This window comes from Paenibacillus xanthanilyticus, assembly GCF_042682185.1.
GTDB lineage: Bacteria > Bacillota > Bacilli > Paenibacillales > Paenibacillaceae > Paenibacillus_Z > Paenibacillus_Z xanthanilyticus.
Genome location: NZ_JBHUHA010000002.1, coordinates 2,142,897 through 2,160,290, shown reverse-complemented (window position 1 = coordinate 2,160,290; position 17,394 = coordinate 2,142,897). Strand labels below are relative to the sequence as shown.

20 protein-coding genes are annotated in these 17,394 nt (G+C 54.0%); 16 read left to right on the top strand and 4 right to left on the bottom strand.

Annotated elements, in window-relative coordinates:
* Positions 1-278: 278 nt before the first annotated feature.
* The 5 genes from ACFSKT_RS26930 to ACFSKT_RS26910 all read left to right on the top strand — a co-directional run bounded on the left by ACFSKT_RS26930 (position 279) and on the right by ACFSKT_RS26910 (position 6,046).
* A complete protein-coding gene (locus ACFSKT_RS26930; RefSeq protein ID WP_377720737.1) occupies positions 279-1,172 on the top strand; it encodes an AraC family transcriptional regulator in 894 nt (297 codons plus the stop codon).
* Between the two features lie 117 nt (positions 1,173-1,289).
* The gene (locus ACFSKT_RS26925; RefSeq protein ID WP_377720738.1) at positions 1,290-3,008 is read left to right on the top strand and encodes a glycoside hydrolase family 13 protein; all 1,719 of its coding nucleotides are present in this window, start codon (positions 1,290-1,292) and stop codon (positions 3,006-3,008) included.
* Positions 3,002-4,672 carry an alpha-amylase family glycosyl hydrolase gene (locus tag ACFSKT_RS26920; RefSeq protein WP_377720739.1) on the top strand — a complete coding sequence of 557 codons (1,671 nt, stop codon included), beginning with the start codon at positions 3,002-3,004 and terminating at the stop codon, positions 4,670-4,672. Before ACFSKT_RS26925 ends, ACFSKT_RS26920 begins: the two co-directional genes overlap by 7 nt.
* A gap of 1 nt (position 4,673) precedes the next feature.
* Positions 4,674-5,435 (top strand): SDR family NAD(P)-dependent oxidoreductase, encoded by a 762-nt coding sequence (locus tag ACFSKT_RS26915; RefSeq protein WP_377720740.1) that lies wholly within the window; start codon positions 4,674-4,676, stop codon positions 5,433-5,435.
* Positions 5,436-5,719: 284 nt separating this feature from the next.
* Positions 5,720-6,046 (top strand): hypothetical protein, encoded by a 327-nt coding sequence (locus ACFSKT_RS26910; protein WP_377720741.1) that lies wholly within the window; start codon positions 5,720-5,722, stop codon positions 6,044-6,046.
* Positions 6,047-6,138: 92 nt separating this feature from the next.
* Here the strand turns inward: ACFSKT_RS26910 and ACFSKT_RS26905 are convergent, their stop codons facing one another.
* Positions 6,139-6,870: a YheC/YheD family protein gene (locus tag ACFSKT_RS26905; RefSeq protein ID WP_377720742.1), complete on the bottom strand. Its 732-nt coding sequence runs from the start codon at positions 6,868-6,870 to the stop codon at positions 6,139-6,141.
* 205 nt (positions 6,871-7,075) lie between these two features.
* On the opposite strand from ACFSKT_RS26905, the gene ACFSKT_RS26900 reads away from it, so the two are divergent.
* Positions 7,076-7,354 carry an ArsR/SmtB family transcription factor gene (locus ACFSKT_RS26900; protein ID WP_377720743.1) on the top strand — a complete coding sequence of 93 codons (279 nt, stop codon included), beginning with the start codon at positions 7,076-7,078 and terminating at the stop codon, positions 7,352-7,354.
* A 44-nt stretch (positions 7,355-7,398) separates the two neighbouring features.
* Positions 7,399-7,782, top strand: a complete 384-nt coding sequence (locus ACFSKT_RS26895; RefSeq protein ID WP_377720744.1) for a VOC family protein — start codon at positions 7,399-7,401, stop codon at positions 7,780-7,782.
* A 111-nt stretch (positions 7,783-7,893) separates the two neighbouring features.
* Here ACFSKT_RS26895 and ACFSKT_RS26890 read toward each other — a convergent pair whose 3' ends face one another.
* Positions 7,894-8,580 carry an ArsR/SmtB family transcription factor gene (locus tag ACFSKT_RS26890; protein ID WP_377720745.1) on the bottom strand — a complete coding sequence of 229 codons (687 nt, stop codon included), beginning with the start codon at positions 8,578-8,580 and terminating at the stop codon, positions 7,894-7,896.
* A gap of 90 nt (positions 8,581-8,670) precedes the next feature.
* On the opposite strand from ACFSKT_RS26890, the gene ACFSKT_RS26885 reads away from it, so the two are divergent.
* Complete coding sequence (locus ACFSKT_RS26885) at positions 8,671-9,537, top strand: DMT family transporter (protein WP_377720746.1); 867 nt, start codon at positions 8,671-8,673, stop codon at positions 9,535-9,537.
* 37 nt (positions 9,538-9,574) lie between these two features.
* On the opposite strand, the gene ACFSKT_RS26880 is transcribed toward ACFSKT_RS26885, so the two are convergent.
* Positions 9,575-9,907 (bottom strand): DUF1904 family protein, encoded by a 333-nt coding sequence (locus ACFSKT_RS26880; protein ID WP_377720747.1) that lies wholly within the window; start codon positions 9,905-9,907, stop codon positions 9,575-9,577.
* A gap of 191 nt (positions 9,908-10,098) precedes the next feature.
* Here ACFSKT_RS26880 and ACFSKT_RS26875 point away from each other — a divergent pair, with 191 nt between their 5' ends.
* The 6 genes from ACFSKT_RS26875 to ACFSKT_RS26850 all read left to right on the top strand — a co-directional run bounded on the left by ACFSKT_RS26875 (position 10,099) and on the right by ACFSKT_RS26850 (position 14,291).
* Entirely contained in the window at positions 10,099-10,380 is a 282-nt protein-coding gene (locus ACFSKT_RS26875) for a methyltransferase family protein (protein WP_377720748.1), read from the top strand.
* Positions 10,381-10,644: 264 nt separating this feature from the next.
* A complete protein-coding gene (gene pnuC, locus ACFSKT_RS26870) occupies positions 10,645-11,346 on the top strand; it encodes a nicotinamide riboside transporter PnuC (protein WP_377720749.1) in 702 nt (233 codons plus the stop codon).
* Positions 11,343-12,359, top strand: coding sequence for an AAA family ATPase (locus ACFSKT_RS26865; RefSeq protein WP_377720750.1), 1,017 nt, complete (start codon positions 11,343-11,345; stop codon positions 12,357-12,359). The genes pnuC and ACFSKT_RS26865 overlap by 4 nt, the downstream gene beginning before the upstream one ends.
* Positions 12,360-12,380: 21 nt before the next feature.
* Positions 12,381-13,268 carry an NUDIX hydrolase gene (locus ACFSKT_RS26860; protein WP_377720751.1) on the top strand — a complete coding sequence of 296 codons (888 nt, stop codon included), beginning with the start codon at positions 12,381-12,383 and terminating at the stop codon, positions 13,266-13,268.
* 2 nt (positions 13,269-13,270) lie between these two features.
* On the top strand, positions 13,271-13,417 hold the full coding sequence (locus ACFSKT_RS26855; RefSeq protein ID WP_465263330.1) for an NADAR domain-containing protein: 147 nt from the start codon (positions 13,271-13,273) through the stop codon (positions 13,415-13,417).
* 46 nt (positions 13,418-13,463) lie between these two features.
* Positions 13,464-14,291 (top strand): TIGR02452 family protein, encoded by an 828-nt coding sequence (locus ACFSKT_RS26850; RefSeq protein ID WP_377720752.1) that lies wholly within the window; start codon positions 13,464-13,466, stop codon positions 14,289-14,291.
* A gap of 119 nt (positions 14,292-14,410) precedes the next feature.
* Here ACFSKT_RS26850 and ACFSKT_RS26845 read toward each other — a convergent pair whose 3' ends face one another.
* Positions 14,411-15,697, bottom strand: coding sequence for a hypothetical protein (locus ACFSKT_RS26845; protein WP_377720753.1), 1,287 nt, complete (start codon positions 15,695-15,697; stop codon positions 14,411-14,413).
* A 325-nt stretch (positions 15,698-16,022) separates the two neighbouring features.
* Between ACFSKT_RS26845 and ACFSKT_RS26840 the strand changes: the two genes are divergently transcribed.
* Both ACFSKT_RS26840 and ACFSKT_RS26835 read left to right on the top strand, forming a co-directional pair.
* A complete protein-coding gene (locus ACFSKT_RS26840; RefSeq protein ID WP_377720754.1) occupies positions 16,023-16,265 on the top strand; it encodes a hypothetical protein in 243 nt (80 codons plus the stop codon).
* A 276-nt stretch (positions 16,266-16,541) separates the two neighbouring features.
* Complete coding sequence (locus tag ACFSKT_RS26835) at positions 16,542-17,324, top strand: HAD family hydrolase (RefSeq protein ID WP_377720755.1); 783 nt, start codon at positions 16,542-16,544, stop codon at positions 17,322-17,324.
* Positions 17,325-17,394 lie beyond the last annotated feature (70 nt).

Here is a 17,394-nt window from a genome sequence, read left to right as displayed (position 1 = left end):
TTAATCGAAAATTCCCTCCCCAACATGGAGCACATGATGAGTAGCCTCATTTATACATAAATACAAAAATAAGGTTAAGTTATCGAGACGTTTTCAATAGAGCCACGACTTTGGCATACAGTAATGCACGACACTTCATGTTTATTTAACGGCCGTTGATCAGTATTATATTGGGAAAGGGAAGTCTTTCCTGCATCCTCCCGCTTTTATGGCGGAGCAAGCCGGGGGGGGACTTGAGCGACACGACATTTGTGCGGGTTAACGGAGGTTTCGATCTGATGGAAGTATATAAAGAACCGATTGTTTATCACGATCCGCTGCTTCGGATTCAAGTGCGCAGCTTTCACGGGACGGTGATCTGTCAGCATGGGTGGCATTCCCATCCGGAGCTAGAGATGATTGCGGTACGATCGGGAACCATGGAAATTCATACGCCATATGATGTCTATCACTTACGGGCCGGGGATGTGTTCATTTTGGGTTCGGGCGAGCCCCATCTCGACCTGAGACAACCTAACCAAGTGGTCGATTATGTGGTGATTCAATTCGAGCTGGAGGCCTTTTTGGATTCCAACATGATGCCTTTCCTCTATTTGTTTCAAGAATCCTTGCTGCCTTTGGTCACGTTAAATACTTTGTTTCGAGCTAATTCGGAACTACGGAAGCAATTCCATGACACCCTATTAGAATTGCATCGGGAACATGAGCAGAGGCAAAGAGGCTATGAGATGGCGATTAATTATCTGGTCAAGAAAAGTCTCTTCCTCTTATTGCGCCATGACAATGAGGGGAAGTTGGATCACAACCGATCGATGAACTATGCCAAGCTCAAATTAGTGTTCGATTATGTGGAAGCTCATTTGTCCGACAAAATAACGGTTGAGCAGGCCTGTCTTCTCGTCAATTTCAGCTATACCTACTTCCTCAAGTATTTCAAACAAACCTTGGGCATGACGTTCACGGACTATGTCATTCATCGCAGAATCAAATATGCCGAACGCCTGCTGCTGACCGAAGATCTCAGCATTGCCCAAATTGCCGAACAGGTCGGCTTGCCGAATCTCTCGCACTTCTACAAGTTGTTTAGACGCGTCCATCATTGTTCCCCTAAAAGCTTTAAAGACGCCATCCTGGCCAGAGCGAATGAAACCATACACGGTAGGAGCGTATGATCGCAATCCACGACAGAATAGCATCATGATGGAGCGGTATCGGATATTGGAAGCCCATCCCAATACAGATACGATAGACGAAGAGAGCGAGATAAAAAATCTTCGGGGTGACTTCATATGGTGCAGCAAGCAGCGGTTAAACGGAAATGGTGGAAAGAAAGCGTCGTGTATCAAATTTACCCGAGAAGTTTCATGGATACCAATGGGGATGGCATTGGAGACCTGCAAGGGATTATTTCGAAGCTGGATTATCTCCGTGATTTAGGCGTTGACGTGATTTGGATCTGTCCGTTCTACCAATCGCCCAACGATGATAATGGTTATGATATCAGCGATTATTATGCGGTGGCCGAAGAATTCGGAACGATGGAAGACTTGGACCAATTGTTGGACGAAGCGCATCGCAGGGGAATCAAGGTGATCGCCGATCTCGTCTTAAACCATACCTCGGACGAGCATCCATGGTTCATCGAAGCCCGTGAATCCCAAGACAGCCCGAAGCGGGATTATTACATATGGAAGAAAGGGAAAGAAAACAACGAGCCGCCCACCAACTGGGGGTCTTTCTTCGGCGGTTCGGCCTGGGAATTCGATGAACAATCCGAGGAATATTATCTGCATATTTTCAACCGCAAGCAGCCGGATCTGAATTGGGAGAATCCGCTCCTCATCGAAGAGCTTCATCGCATGGTACGCTGGTGGTTGGATAAAGGCTTGGATGGATTTCGTATCGATGCGATCAATCATATCGTCAAGATGGACGGTTATCCGGATGCCGAAGCACCGGCTCATGAGAAAATCGTATCCGCGCATCATTTCTTCTCGAATCTCCCCAAAGTACACGATCATATTCAACATCTCCATCGGGAAGTGTTTCGTCACTATGACATCATGACCGTCGGGGAAGCGGCTAACACGGGTCCGGAAGAAGCGTTGTTGTATGTAGGCGAGAATCGTGACGAGCTTAATATGGTCTTCCACTTCGAGCATATTAGCATGGACAGTACGAATAAAGGTCTTGAGGGCTGGGAGAAGACGCCTTGGCAGTTGTCTCGGCTCAAAGAGATTCTCAATCAATGGCAAACGAAGCTGCATGCCAAAGGGTGGAATGCCAACTTCTGGAGCAACCATGACCAACCGCGGGCCGTTTCCCGTTTTGGAAATGATCAGGAGTTCCGTATTGAGTCCGCGAAGCTATTGGCAACCCTGATGTTTATGCTGGAAGGCACCCCGTATATCTATCAAGGGGAAGAGATCGGCATGACGAATATCAAGTTGGATGCCATTGATGACTATCGGGATAGCGTGACCCATCAATTTTATCGCCTGGCGCAAAAGGAAGGTTGGACGGAGGATCGCATCATGAGGGCCATCCATCAATCCAGCAGAGATAACGCCCGAACGCCCATGCAATGGAATGACCAGCCTCATGGCGGGTTCACGACCGGAACGCCATGGATTCAAGCGAACCCCAATGCGAGCTGGATTAATGTGGAGTCTGCCGCGCAAGATCCCCATTCTATCTTGAACTATTACAAGCAACTCATTGCGCTTCGCAAACAACATCTCGTTGCCGTGTATGGCCAATATGAACCCCTTCTCCCTGAACATGCGTCCATTCTAGCCTTTACACGGACGTTAGGAAATGAACAATTGGTCGTGGTGATGAACTTCGCAGCCGAATCGGCACACTTGGAAATCCCTGAAGCAGTAGCCGATAAATCGATGAAATTACTGTTATCCAATGTACAATCGGCTACAGATGAAACGCTGCTTGACGGCTATCTCCAGCCCTATGAATCAAGAGTCTATTTCAGGGAGGTCATCCCATGCTAACTACATATCCAACAAAGGGCTCGAAGGGCGTGCGATTCGTTTATTATCCGGACGCTCCTGTTGATAGCGTTGCCCTAGCAGGCACTTTTAATAATTGGAATGGCGATCGGAATTACATGAACCGAATGGAAGAGGGGACCGGTTGGGAGATTGAGTTGCCTATTCTTAAGGGAAGACATCTTTACAAATTCGTGGTCAATGGGGAAGCGTGGATCGTAGACCCGCTCAATCCGAGTATTTCGGAGGATGCGCAGAATAACTCGGCGATCACGGTAACCGAAGATGGCGACGTGCTCATCCGAACGAATGCCATTTCAAAAGACAACCCGGGCTATATGTATGAGAACTTCACGGCGCTCTCCAGTCCGGAATGGCTTAAGAAAGCGGTCATTTACGAGCTTCATCTCCGTGCGTTCACGGACGCCGGTTTCCGAGGGCTGGCCCATAAAATCGACTATTTCAAAGAACTGGGGATCAACACGCTTTGGCTGATGCCGTTTAACGAAGTGGGGCATGAACGCAGAATTGGCACATACGGCGATCCCTATGCGGTCAAAAATTTTTATTCGATCGATCCGCAATTCGGAACCAAAGACGACGTGTTGTTCTTTATGCGCGAAGCCCATGAGAACGGGATCCGAGTTATTCTGGATTGGGTCTTGAACCGCGCCAGCGTGGATCATATTCTGACACAAAGCCATCCGGAATATTTTACGCATCATGAACAAGGTCAGCTCTATTATGATGTGCCTAATCGCGAATATTTTGCCGGTTTGGAATTTAGCAATCGCGACATGAGGCACTATGTCATCGAGGCGATGAAGTACTGGATTACCGAGTTTGATTTTGACGGCATTCGATTGGATGATTCGGACATTACGCCTTATGATTTCCTCACGGAGATCAAGCAAGCCTTGCAGGAAGTCAAAGCGGATCTGATCCTGATCTCTCAGTCCTACGATGAATATCACCATCTGGAATCGTGCGATTTGACCTACAATGGCAATCCTCGCATTCTGATACGCCAGATGATCGACGGCACGATTACGCAGCAAGATTTTATAACGATTCATAATTCGTACACGTACAGCTTTCCTAAGCATGCGTTGAGGATGAATTGGCTCGAGGATAAAGAACAGTCCAGAATCTGCGCGTATTTAGGCGCGGAGCATGCAGCACCTGCCGCTTCGATCTTACTCACGCTCGAAGGCGTACCCCTCGTCATGATGGGACAAGAGTTCAATGAGAATACGATGGAGACATGGACGTCCTTATTCGATGCCTATCAACTCAACTGGGATTCGTTCGATACCAGGATGTTCGAGCACTATAAGTTCCTGATCCGCCTTCGTACCCATGAGCCGGCATTCTGGGCGGGCGAATTCGAATTCGTACGGAATTCCAATAGCATGGTGTTGTCCTACATGAGGCAGCACGAAGGCGTTAAGTTTTTGATCATCGTGAATTTGTCGGCGGATCCCATGCGCGTTCAATTCGATCCGGCATCCCTCGCAGACGAGTTTACTAAAGATAGGCGTCATCTGCTCTATCGTACGGGAAGGGACGATCTTCATGCCGATGAAGACGGTTCGGCCTTATGGGCGGATCGCTACGAGACGATCATCTATAAAATGGACGCATGCATGAAAGAGAGGGGCCTCTAGGATGCACCCGTCATTTGATTTGACCGGCAAGGTTGCCCTGATCACGGGAGCGAGCAAAGGGATCGGCTTCGGGCTTGCAAAAGCATTGGCTCACGCGGGCGCGAAGGTTGCCGTGGCGGCAAGAAACCGGGAACAACTCGATCATTTAGTATCCGAAATCCGGACTCACGGGGGCGACGCTGCAGCTTTTACGCTGGATGTTCGGAATGTGAAGGAGATCGATGCGGTCTTCAATGAGGTAAACCTGCACTTTGGGAGATTGGATATTGTAGTTAACAATGCCGGACTGGGCGACAATCATCCGGCAGTCGAGGTTACGGAAGAAGACTGGGACACCATGATGGACGTGAATCTCAAAGGCGTGTTCTTCTGTTGTCAATCGGCAGGGAAGCTGATGCTTGCTCAGGGATATGGCAAAATCATCAATATGAGCTCGCAGGCGAGCGTCGTCGGGATCGTCGATCATGCTGTCTATTGTGCTTCCAAAGGCGGGGTTAATCAGTTGACGAAAGTGCTGGCTTTGGAGTGGTCGGCCAAGGGCGTGAATGTGAACGCGGTCGGACCAACATTTACCTACACCCCAGGAAACGCCGAGCGCTTGGATGATCCCACATATTTAGAAGGGGTACTGGCGCGAATACCCAATCGACGTTTGGCCGATATTCGCGATGTCGCAGGCGCGGTCATCTATCTGGCTTCGCCGGCCAGCGACATGGTCACGGGCGTCACGCTCATGGTTGACGGAGGTTGGACTGCGCAGTGAATGACCTAAGCCCCGCATCACGCATCACGAATGAGGGGAGATAACGATATAAACCTTCGAAGGGCATCCTAAATGGGTGCCCTTTACATTTCGCCATTAGAGAAGCAACGTATGTTTTTTGGGGGAAGGCGATTGGCTAACGGTCAGATAGCATAGCATCATCAGGTGCCGTACCCAAGCGACCACCGGACAAACGCACCTTTTTCTCTTGTCCACGTCTGTCCCTGACCAAAACGCTTCACTTGCATTATATGAATATATCAATCATAAGGGAGGTTTTGAGGATGGGAAATAGAGGACCTGGCGGTTATGACCCTGTTCAAATTGCAAACTCCACTCCGTATAGCGCAGTTGGAAGAATCGAGTATGCCTCCATCTTTTGTAGTAACGACAATTATAGCGTTGCGGCGGGCAGGACGTTCACGGCTCCTGGCCGCGGCGTCTGTTTGCTGACGAGAATCACCGCAACGGTTGCCACGCCGAGCGGAAATATCGAAGCGGAGCCTTATACGTCTTCCGGCACTTCTTTCAGCCAGTTTGCCATTATTCAGGTCGGGGAAAACCGGTTCCAAGTGACGCGCGTTGTAACGGCGGCCAAAAAGCGCCGGTAACATCCCCAAGCGGGGTGAATGTTCCGAGAATAGGTAATAAAACCTGAAAAGACGACCGGCCAACGATCAAAGGCCGGTCGTCTTTTTGCGCATTAGTGTCTCTTATACCATAAGATTCGGCGAAGCATCGAGCGATCTTTCAAGCGCCGGAAAGGGCGCAAGTCCGGGTGATAGTTGCCTTCGATGATCCAGATCCGACGTCTTCGGTCAATGCCGATATCGAACCCGACCTGTCTAAGCTTGGGGTAACGGGCACCCAGTCGTTTGGCGGCCAATAGCGCGATCCGTTCCGCTTGGGCAAGCAAGCGCCGATCTCCGATTCGGGCTAGTTGCAGCGCCTCAAGCACGGGAATGGCGCGTCGGGTCACATTCGTGACGAGATAGCCTTGCGCCGCCACTTTCGCATAGGAGCCCGTGACCTTCCAAGCGGATGAAGCGCCTTTTTTGCGCTGTACCATAATCCGGATATCGAACGGCTTGCGCCCGATTCGAGCGAGCTGCAGACGTCGTTGGACAATATAGCCGCGACGTTTGTTTTTGTTGCGGAGCCATTGGAGTAACTTAGCGGTGCCTCTCGTGGTGGCCGCATTGTTTTCATGATGAATACGATAGACGTTCGCGCCGTTCCGGTTCATGAACACGATATCCTTGCCGTAGCTCCCGTTCCGAGGTTTCAGTACGACGCCTTGATAGTGAAGCAGCATCTTCGATAACGTCTTCTTCTGAAGCAACCGTGTTTCGGGCAACCGCTTGGCGAGAGAGGCCCCTTTGCGCAGGATGCGATATTGCAGCCATTTGTCTCGTTTGATTACGATTGGAATCACAGCCTTTGCCATCGTTTACGGTAATTCTAAGTCAAATTAGCAATCCGCATAAGCGATTATTCGTCTATATTTAGGAGCCGGAGCAGGGCGGCGGAACCCGTATTTCGCGATGTGGAGCTCGTGATTGGTTGGTAGGCGGTGGTACAGGCAACACTTCAGTTGCCTGTGCTTTACAAGCAACCGGTAAGTTGCGTATAATGACAGCATGAACGGGAATAAAGATCTAATATTCAAGGCTCTTGACGATGCAACGCGGCGACTTATGCTGGACGAACTGTCCGAACGCAACGAGCAGACGATGTATGAACTTACGGCACGGCTCATCATGAAGCACAATCTGTCCATTTCAAGACAAGCCATTGCCAAACATGTGGCCGTATTGGAGGGTGCCGGGCTCGTAAACTCAGTCAAAAAAGGGAAATATCGCATGATCGTCTTCAACAACGAACCGCTTAAACACTTGCTGGATGGCTGGTTGAAGTGAGTTTAGCAGAACATCAGGGACCTAGATACGAGGAGGCAGAAACGATGAAAATCATTGTTACCAGTTTATTCGTTAGCGATCAAGACAAGGCGTTGTCGTTCTACACGGAAACGCTGGGCTTTGTCAAAAAGCATGACGTTCCATCAGGTAAGTTCAGATGGATCACGGTCGTGTCTTCAGACGACCCGGACGGTACCGAACTCGTGCTGGAACCGAATGAGCACCCTGCCGCAAAAGAGTACCAAAAGAAGCTGGTGGCCGATGGCATCCCGGCGACCATGTTTGGCGTTTCCGATATCGATAACGAGTACCAACGATTATCGGAAAAGGGCGTGAAGTTTACGATGAAGCCGACAAGAATGGGTGAATTCGCGATCGCCGTCCTCGACGATACATGCGGCAACCTTATTCAGATTATCGAGAAGTAACGCCAACGTTAAGGAATTTACTCGCGATTGCAGACATCGCGGTAAACCGCATATCGCCCGCAGGGCGACAAAAAGACCCTCCCGGTCGTCGGGAGGGTCTTTTGGATTCGGTCATTTTGCAAGCTGAAGACCGAATTCACGGTCCAGTCCGTTCATCCCTTCGGGGGTCACAAGAATAGCCCTGCCTTGAGGAAATCGCTCCATCCACTTTAGCTCGAAAAGCCGCTTCGCGATCGCTGCCCCGAGATGTCCCGCCAAGTGAGGGCGTCGTTCGCTCCAATCCAAGCACTGCCTTGCATAATGGCGGCGCTTGCCCGCAGCCTCATCGGTCTCTGCTCCCCATGCCTTCAATCCGTCTGCGCCCTGCGCGGTAAGGGTAAAATCTTTGCCCGACGCCTTCAGCCATCCCAGATGAATAAGCCGATCGGTAAGCGCGACTCCCACCGCTCCGGCAAGATGGTCGTAACACGTCCGGCAATGCCGCATCCGCTTCAGTTCATCGGATTCTCTTAGCGAAACCACCGGTTTCGAAGGGGAAATCGCGAGCAATGCCTCGAGCGCGTGCGCGACTTCATGATTGGCGAGCCGGAAATATTTATGCCGGCCATAACGTTCATGAACAAGCAGGCCGCCGGCAACCAGCTTGGCTAAGTGAGCGCTTGCCGTCTGAGGCGATATGTTGGCACTGCGAGCGAGATCGCTCGCGGGCAGCGCCCTGCCTCCGAGCAAACTCATGAGCATCGCCAATCGAGAGGGATCGCCCATTAATTGAGCGGTATCCAGCACATTCGGATTCATTTTTTCTTCTCCTTTGCGTAGATCATTCGGCCGCGGTCGAAGTATTCCAATGGTAACATGGAGGCATATTCCACGAAAGAGGTTGCCGCTATGAATCGTTCACTGTTCGTATTCCTTGTGCTGCTTGCCACATCGCTTATGGGGTCCTCTTTTGCGGTCGGCAAAGTCGGCTTGTCTTACGTATCGCCCTTATTGCTAGTCGGGATTAGATTCGTGCTAGCCGGGGGCATACTGGCGCTTGCGGTCCAGTTGCAAAGTCGGCGCTTACCAGACAACCTGAGGGATTGGTCGAAGCTTCTTCTCATCGGCGCCTGCCAAACGACAGCGGTGATGGGCTGTATTTTCTTAAGCATGCGCACGATCCCGGCCGGAGAGACGTCGATCCTCACGTTTATGAATCCGCTGTTCGTAGTCGTCTTAGGCGTTCTGTTTATGAGGCTCGAATACCGATTCTATCAATGGCTGGGGGTTGCCGTCGGATTTGCGGGCGTTTTCATTACGCTTGGATTTCATCTGCAATTATCTACGGGAACGATACTCGGGCTTGGATCGGCGGTGGCATGGGCAATCGCGACGTTGCTGGTAAAAAAGTGGGGCAGCGGCTTCGATAATTGGGTCTTAACCGCCTATCAGATGCTATTTGGCGGCGTCCTGCTGCTGTTGCTCGCGTTCAGCGCGGAAACGCCACGGCTGGTTCTGAATTGGACGTCGCTGGGCGTCATCCTGTATCTCGCGATATTAGGTTCCATCGTGCAATTCGCGACGTGGTACCACCTGCTTCGAAAAGGGGATCCGGGGCGAACAAGCGCTTTTCTATTCTTAGCGCCTTTCTTCGGCGTGCTGTCCGGCTGGTTGATTCTAAGAGAAAGTATCCATTGGTACGCTTATGTGGGCGGACTGCTTATTTTCGTCGGGATTTTTCTGGTCAATTGGACTGGCGGTAGGAACAAGAAGTAGGAGAAATAATTTCCGGTAAGGGGAGCTTTTGTTGCGACTAAGACCCGTACCGCCGTCCATTCATATAGAAATTATCCTCGCGGCCAACGCGGAAGGAAATCTCCAGATCCGGGATACCCAGCGACCGGACATGCCGATCGATCGCCTCGGCCATCTGATCGCGCACCTCGTCCCCCCGTTCAAACCACCATACGTCGATGACCGGGTACGCATCGGTATATTTCCCGTCGAATATCGCGGTGACGTGCAAGCATTCCAAGGTGAAATTATCCGTTCCGCATTGGCAGATCGCGGCCATCTCTTCGACGAGCGGGATGCTAATGGCACGTATGCCTTCGGCTGGAATGCCTCTGAATATTAATTGCGGCATCTAGGATCCTCCTGTAGATAAAATATTAGCGTGTGTCATGTTCTTCATTGTATAGGGGCCCGTCTATCGGTGGCAAACGAATCGTGATTTCGATCCGATAACCGCCCAACGGCAACAATGACCGCCATCCCCCAAATACCACATTCACCCACACGACAAAAGCCATGACCGCCTCACTCACGTAAGGCGTCATGGCTTTTCGCATCAGTCGCTTATCCGCTTTCCTTCAGCCGGATACACTCATTGTCGAGGGCCTGTACCAATACTCCAGGAACCCCATGTATCTGGGATTATTGGTTGCCTTGACCGGGGTGTTTATTTTACCGGGGGCGGTGACCCCCGTCCTGTTCGTGCTCGGTTTCCTGATCCTGACCAACCAATGGTATATCAAGGTGGAGGAGAGAGCCATGACGGACAAATTCGGCATACGTGCGTGCAGTACAAGGCAAGGACTCGAAGATGGATTTAGGTAGGGCGGCGAGGCGTGAAAAGCCATATCGTTCTAGATCGTAGCGATGGAGCCGAGCATCGAATAGACGCGCATAAGCCATGACAGACTCACAGGCGTGAGCAGTCATGGCTTGTCGTCATTTTATCTTCATGAGGGATAGATAGAATGCACGCGGACAAGAAGTTCCATATTCTGCTTGCGTTCTTCCCGCTTTGTTGGTATTTTAGATAGTAACAAATTGTTATTATCATAAAGTTACTAACGTATAGCGAGAGGCGGAGCAACAATGGAGAACGCCAAGGCGTTGAACATGAATCGCGCATGGAGAGGCTGGAACGGATTCGAAATCGCCTGGCTGGGCTTGTTCAGCGCGATTGCGGTCGGCATTACGGTCATTACGAAAGATTCGTTATTCGGATTTACGGTTTTCATGACCGGGGTGCTGTGCGTCGTGCTCGCGGCCAAAGGAAATCTGATGAGCTATGTGTTCGGGATGTACAACACGCTCGGTTACGCCTACTTGGCTTACGTCAACGGGCTGTTCGGCGAAGTGGCGCTGAATCTGCTGTTCTTCGTGCCGATGAACGTCGTCGGCTTCTACATGTGGAAGAACCACCGGCAGGGCGGCAAGCTCGTCATGCGGCAGATGGGGCTGAACGGTCTGCTGCTCGTCGCGGCCGTTTGTCTCCTCGGCAGCCTGCTGCTCGGCTTCGGATTATCGTTCATCCCGGAGCAGAACTCGCCGTATATAGATGCCGCGACGACGGCGCTGTCGATCGTGGCGACCATCCTTATGGTGCGCAGATTCAAGGAGCAATGGCTGGTTTATATCGTGCTCAATCTGTTCACGGTGCTGCTGTGGGTCATCCGGCTCCTCGACGGCAGCAGCGACGGCTGGCTGATGATCGTCATGTGGAGCGCCTATCTGGTGAACGCGGTGTACGGCTACTACAATTGGAACAAAGGGGCCAAGGAGGGATCGGCATGACGAAGACGCTGGGATTAACGTTGGGAAAATTCGCGCCGCTGCATAAGGGGCATCAATATATGATCGAGACGGCGCTGCAGGAGGTCGACGAGCTGATCGTCGTCATCTACGACACGACGGTGACCCCGATTCCGCTGCATATCCGGGCGAACTGGATTCGCAAGCTGTATCCGGACGTGCGGGTCATCGAGGCATGGGACGGTCCGGATGGATACTCGAACGACCGGGAGCATGAGATCCGGGAGGAGCAGTACATTCTCGGACTGCTGAACGGCGAGCAGGTGACGCACTTCTACTCCAGCGAGTTCTATGGCGAGCATATGAGCATCGCCTTGGGCGCGGTGGACCGGCGGGTGGACGAAGCCCGGGCGCAAGTGCCGATCTCGGCCACGATGGTCCGCTCCGACCCGTACAAATACCGCGAGTTCGTGAGCGATGTCGTCTACCGGGATTTGATCACGAAGGTGGTGTTCGTCGGCGCGATGTCCACGGGCAAATCGACGATCACCGAAGCGCTGGCGTTCCGCTACCGCACGACGTTCGCGAGCGAATACGGCCGCGATTACTGGACGGAGCATCAGGTGGATCGCCGGATCGGCTTGGCCGCGTTCGATGAGATTGCGACCGGCCATCTCGCGCGCGAAGAGCGTGCGCTGCTGGAAGCGAACAAGTATCTATTCGTCGACACGAACGCGATTACGACGTACATGTTCGCCCTCGATTACCACGGGCGCGCCCCGGAGCGCTTGACGCGGATCGCGCTGGAGAACGCGCAGCGGTACGACCTGTTCTTCCTGTGCGAAGACGATATTCCGTACGACGATACGTGGGACCGGAGCGGGGATCAGAAACGACACGTGTTCCATAAGCAAATTATCGCCGATCTGAAGGAGCGCCGCATTCCGTACATCACGCTGCGGGGCAGCTTGGAGGAGCGAATACGCAAGGTCGACGAGGTGTTGGCGAAGTTCGAGCCGTACACCAACTTTTATGGAGCGCCGCACGGCGAATAAGCATTAAAGGGGGCGGGAGAGTTGGACGTAATGGATCGCGACGGCCTGACGGAACGCGAATTTCTGGAGCGGTACAGGATTGGAGATTACGAGCGGCCTTCGGTGGCGGCGGACATGGTCATTTTCACCGTGACGGACACGGAGGCGGACAGCTATCGCAAGCTGCCGGACAAAGAGCTGCGCGTCCTGCTCATTCGCCGGGGCGGGCATCCCTTCCTAGGCAAATGGGCGCTGCCGGGCGGATTCGTCCGTCCGAACGAGACGGCGGATCAGGCGGCGGCGAGGGAGCTGCGCGAGGAGACCGGCGTGGACGACGTCTATTTGGAGCAGCTGTATACGTTCAGCGATGTGGGGCGCGATCCGCGCGCTTGGGTGATGAGCTGCAGCTACATGGCGCTGATCAACGCCGATTCGCTTCAGCTGCGGGCCGGGGACGACGCCGACGCCGCGGCTTGGTTCAAGCTAACCTACCGGCTGCTGCGGGAGCGGAAGGAGCATGCCGAGGACGGGTACGTCAAGACGCTGGAATTCGAGCTTAAGCTGAGCGGCGAGGAGCAGGAGCTGACGGCCGTCGTGACGCGCACGGTGACGGTTAGGCCTGCCTCGACGTCGACCGCGTACGCGATCGTCGCGAACGACGGCTTGGCGTTCGACCATGCGAAGATCATCGCCTTCGCTATCGAACGGCTGCGGGGCAAGGTGAACTACACCGACATTGCGCTCCATCTGATGCCGCCTTTGTTCACGTTGACGGAGCTGCAGCAGGCGTACGAGGTCATCTTGGACAAAGAGCTGCTGAAAGCGGCCTTCCGCCGCAAGGTGGCCGATCTCGTGGCGGAGACCGATCATTACACGGAGAACGCGGGCCATCGTCCGTCCCGTTTGTATCGAAGAAGGTTGGAGGAGTAAGGATGACCTATACGAGCCCGCAGGATCGCATTTGGGGGATCGGCATGAGCCAGTCCAACCCGGACGCGGACAATCCGCTGAAGTGGCAGGACGGCAATTTGCTCGGCTTCGCGCTGACCGAAGCGCGGGACGAACTGCTGCGAAGCTAACTTATGCGGGCATGGCAGCGATGACGAACGGAAAGAGGGGTATGGAATGAATCGAAAAACCATAGCCGAAGAAACGCTGCGCATTCAGCGGCAAGGCTATTACGAATACGATGGGCGCCGAGTTGACTTCGCCGCCGCGCAGCGTCAGTCGGAGGCGAACAGCGAGCTGATTACGCCGGAACAGGGAAAGGCGCTGGTCGAGGGAATTGCCAGGCTGCCTAAGTTACCGCAAGCGGTCGCCTATTCCGTCGCCAACGAGGCCACGGTAAAGGCGGTTCTGGATGGATCGGCGGCGAGAAAGACGCGGGTCGGCGTGCTCAACTTCGCCAGCGCCAAGAACCCCGGAGGCGGGTTCTTGAACGGGGCGATGGCACAGGAAGAAAGCCTGGCGGCTTCGAGCGGACTATACGCGACGCAGCTGCGTCATGAAGCTTACTATCGGGCCAATCGGTCCTGCCCGTCGATGATGTATACCGACCACGCGATCTATTCGCCGGACGTGGTGTTCTTCCGCGACGAAAGGTTCAGTCTCCTCGAACGGCCGGCGACGGCTTCGGTATTGACGCTGCCCGCCGTGAACTATGGCCAGGTCGTGCTGAAGGGCGAAGATCCCGAGACGGCGGAACGGGTCATGAAGGATCGAATGCGGCTGGCCTTGGCGATCTTTGCCCATCACGGCGACCGGAACCTCGTGTTGGGCGCATTCGGCTGCGGTGTTTTCCGGAACGACCCGGTCAAGGTGGCTAAGTGGTGGCGCGAGCTTTTGGAGAATGAAGAGCTGGGACGCTTCTTCGCGGACATCCGTTTTGCCGTGTTGGATACGTCGAAAGCGGCGGCGTGCCTTGGCGCGTTTGAACGAGCGTTTCATGCTTAACGCCAAATTCGGATTGTGCGGCGGCAGCAACCGGCGTGCAGCTCATAACAACGCGAACAACCTCCTCGAAAAGCGTTTTCGAGGAGGTTGTTTGTGTTCATGCCAGCACGTAGTAAGGGTTACTGGCCTCGCTCCGCTTCGCTGTAAGTCACGCCTTCTCGCTGCGGCATCACCGCGAGCCCGATTGCGTTCCGGTTTTTAAGCACGTTAATGAGCGGTGCCTGCAGTGTGGCGCTGCATATAACCTCGAGCAGGACCTCGCTTTTGCGGGCCGACGAGAGATTGATTTTCTTTTTGTTGAGCGCAAATTCGACGGCCAGTCCCAGGAAGAACCCGCCGACCAAGCCAATCAGCGCCCAGATGACGGGCCCCCAAGGCCAGATGAAGCCGTAGATCGTGCCCAGCACCATGAAGATCGTGCCGCCGACCATGGCCCCGTCCAGCATGCTTCGTCCATCCACCCGATGAATCGTATCGATGACATGCGGCTGGGAATCGAGGTTGGAGAGCGGCAGCGCCACGATATTTTGCGGCGGTACGCCCAGCTTCTCGACGTCGTGGATCACCATCTCCACGAAGGGCGAATGTTCGAAGGTGGCGATAATGTGCACGGTCGTGTTTTCGGTGATGCTGCGCAGATGTCCCAAGTTCTCGGCCCTCACTCTCAAATACCGGATTTGCTCGATATCGAATAAAATATTGTTCTCATTGACCGATGTATAGGCTTGATAAATGGCGAACACGTACATGGAAGGCAGGAACATAAACCACTGCCAGTCCACGACCGCAGCGGCGCCGTCGAAATCCCCCTGGAAGGAGTAGAGCCAGGACCGGATGGCCACCGCTTTATGGCACACGAAGATCCACCAAGCGAGCACGAATGTGCCGACGATCGTGCTGCCGCTGTACAATTGCCCCAAGCCGGGAGAGAGCATCGTCCAGATCGTGCCTACCCAGGGATTTTTCTTATCCAGGATGCTGATGTCGAAGAAACTGACGTCCGAAGGCGTGACCGGCGCATCCTCCATTTCGGCCAGCACATGGCTTTTGTTGATTTCGACTGCGCTGCGGTAGCTGTCCCAAATACTGTAGACATACACGGCTACATAAAGCAGGACCCAGTCCTGGTTCAACTGCGCCGTCGCCTCTTCGAACCGGCCGAGGAAGGATAGCGCGATGCCCCGGTTGAGATTGGCTTGGTTGTTGACCACGAGCTCCCACATGATCAGGACGAAGCCGTGCAGGTACTTGCCGATGAACATGTGCCCGAAGCCGGGGAAAACCACCGACCACCAGGCCGTGACCCATGGCGTGCGGGGATAAACCGAGTTAATGCCCAGTACGGATATCTGCCCTTTGGAATAGCGGGGCTTGATGGCGGATGATTGGAACTTCTGCTGTGGCATCGATGATCGACTCCTACGGGCTCAATGTCGTTCTTTACTATTTCCACGAACTACCTGCGTAATGCGTTCATCTCGATTTTGACGGGGAGGGGACGAATTTCAAATGCGAGACATTCGATGCGATCGCGCGCTCGAAGGCGCTAGCTTGACGTGAACGCCGTCCGTAAGCTCGCAAACGAGAAGAGAGGCTGCACGCCATGACGGCGTACAGCCTCTTTCATCTAGGTAGCGGTGTTGTTTCCTGGCGTTTAAACGCTAGCATTCGGGGAATACTAGAACTAGATTCCCGCTATCGTAACTATTTAATCCCGTTAGGAGCATCGCCATGAAATGTATTAATTGCAATTCAATTGATATCGGCCGGATCGGCACGAGGCAGTATTACTGCTGGAACTGCTGCATCGAGATGACGATCGAAGAGGACGGCCGGATGGACGTCTTTCAGGTCGAGAAGGATGGTTCGCTCAGCTCGCTGAACGATCTCTTTCTGGAAGAAGAGGCGCAGGCGGACGAAGTGGCGCAGACGGCCGATTTCAGCCAGGATGACGGACAGCGGCTGTCCGGCTAGGACGGCTGGGCGAAGAAAAGAAGGCATCGGGCACGTGATGTGCGCCGCTGCCTTTTTGTCGTGCTAACCATGCGATCGAAGCGACTCCCACCGTGCCCGCCGCAGCCGAAAATACCTAAGGCCATCCCGCAGGTCATCTCTTCGAACCCCAGCTCGCCGTCTTCCGCATGAATCAAGGGTAAATGTCCTCCCCGCCCATAGCTGGGTATGATAAAATGTGGAAAATGTGCTAGCGGGTTAGTGCCGCGTATTGGCGGCTAAGGAGGAGGAGAGAGAGTGGATCGGAAAGGTTCGGTTATTGCGCTCGACTTGGACGGCACGCTGCTCGGTTCGGATAAGCGGGTGTCGGCGCGGAATGCCGCGGCGGTGCTGGCCGCTCATCGGACGGGGAGGCGGATCGTCATCGCGACGGCGAGACCGCCAAGATCGGTGATGGAACTGCTGCCCGGCGAGCTGCTGGACATCTGCTCGTTCGTCTTCTACAACGGCGCCTTGATTCGCGATGCGCGGTCGGGCATCGAGGAGCATTTGCCGATCGAAGCGGATATCACGGCGGAGCTGCTGGATTACTGCGGCATGCACATGGGGGATTGCCACATCAGCATGGAGGTGAACGACGTTTGGTTCGCGAACCGCGATCTCGACGACCCGGCATTCTATCATTCCAAATTCAAGCCGGCGATCCGTCCGCTGTCGGAGCTTCGGCTGCATGCCGCGACCAAGGTGCTGTTGACCTCGTTCCGGGAGGCGGACGCGATCGCGCAAGCCTTCGCGGAGCGCGCGAACGTCGTGCTGACCGACGGCGGCCGGCTGCTGCAGATCATGAACAAGTCGGCGTCCAAATCGGCGGGGCTGCTGCGGCTATGCGCGCACTACGGCGTGCCGGCCTCGGACATGATCGCCTTCGGCGACGATAGGAACGATCTGGACATGCTGCAGACGGCCGGATACGGGGTGGCCATGGGCAACGCGGTGCCGGAGCTGAAGGCGCTGGCGCGGCATGTGACGGCGACCAACGACGAGGACGGCGTCGCGGCGGTGCTGGAGCGGCTGGCGTAAGGAGCGGGCATGGGAGGAAGCCAACTTTTGGCTATCGCGCCGAGAAGGCAATGTGTATAATGTAAAGCAA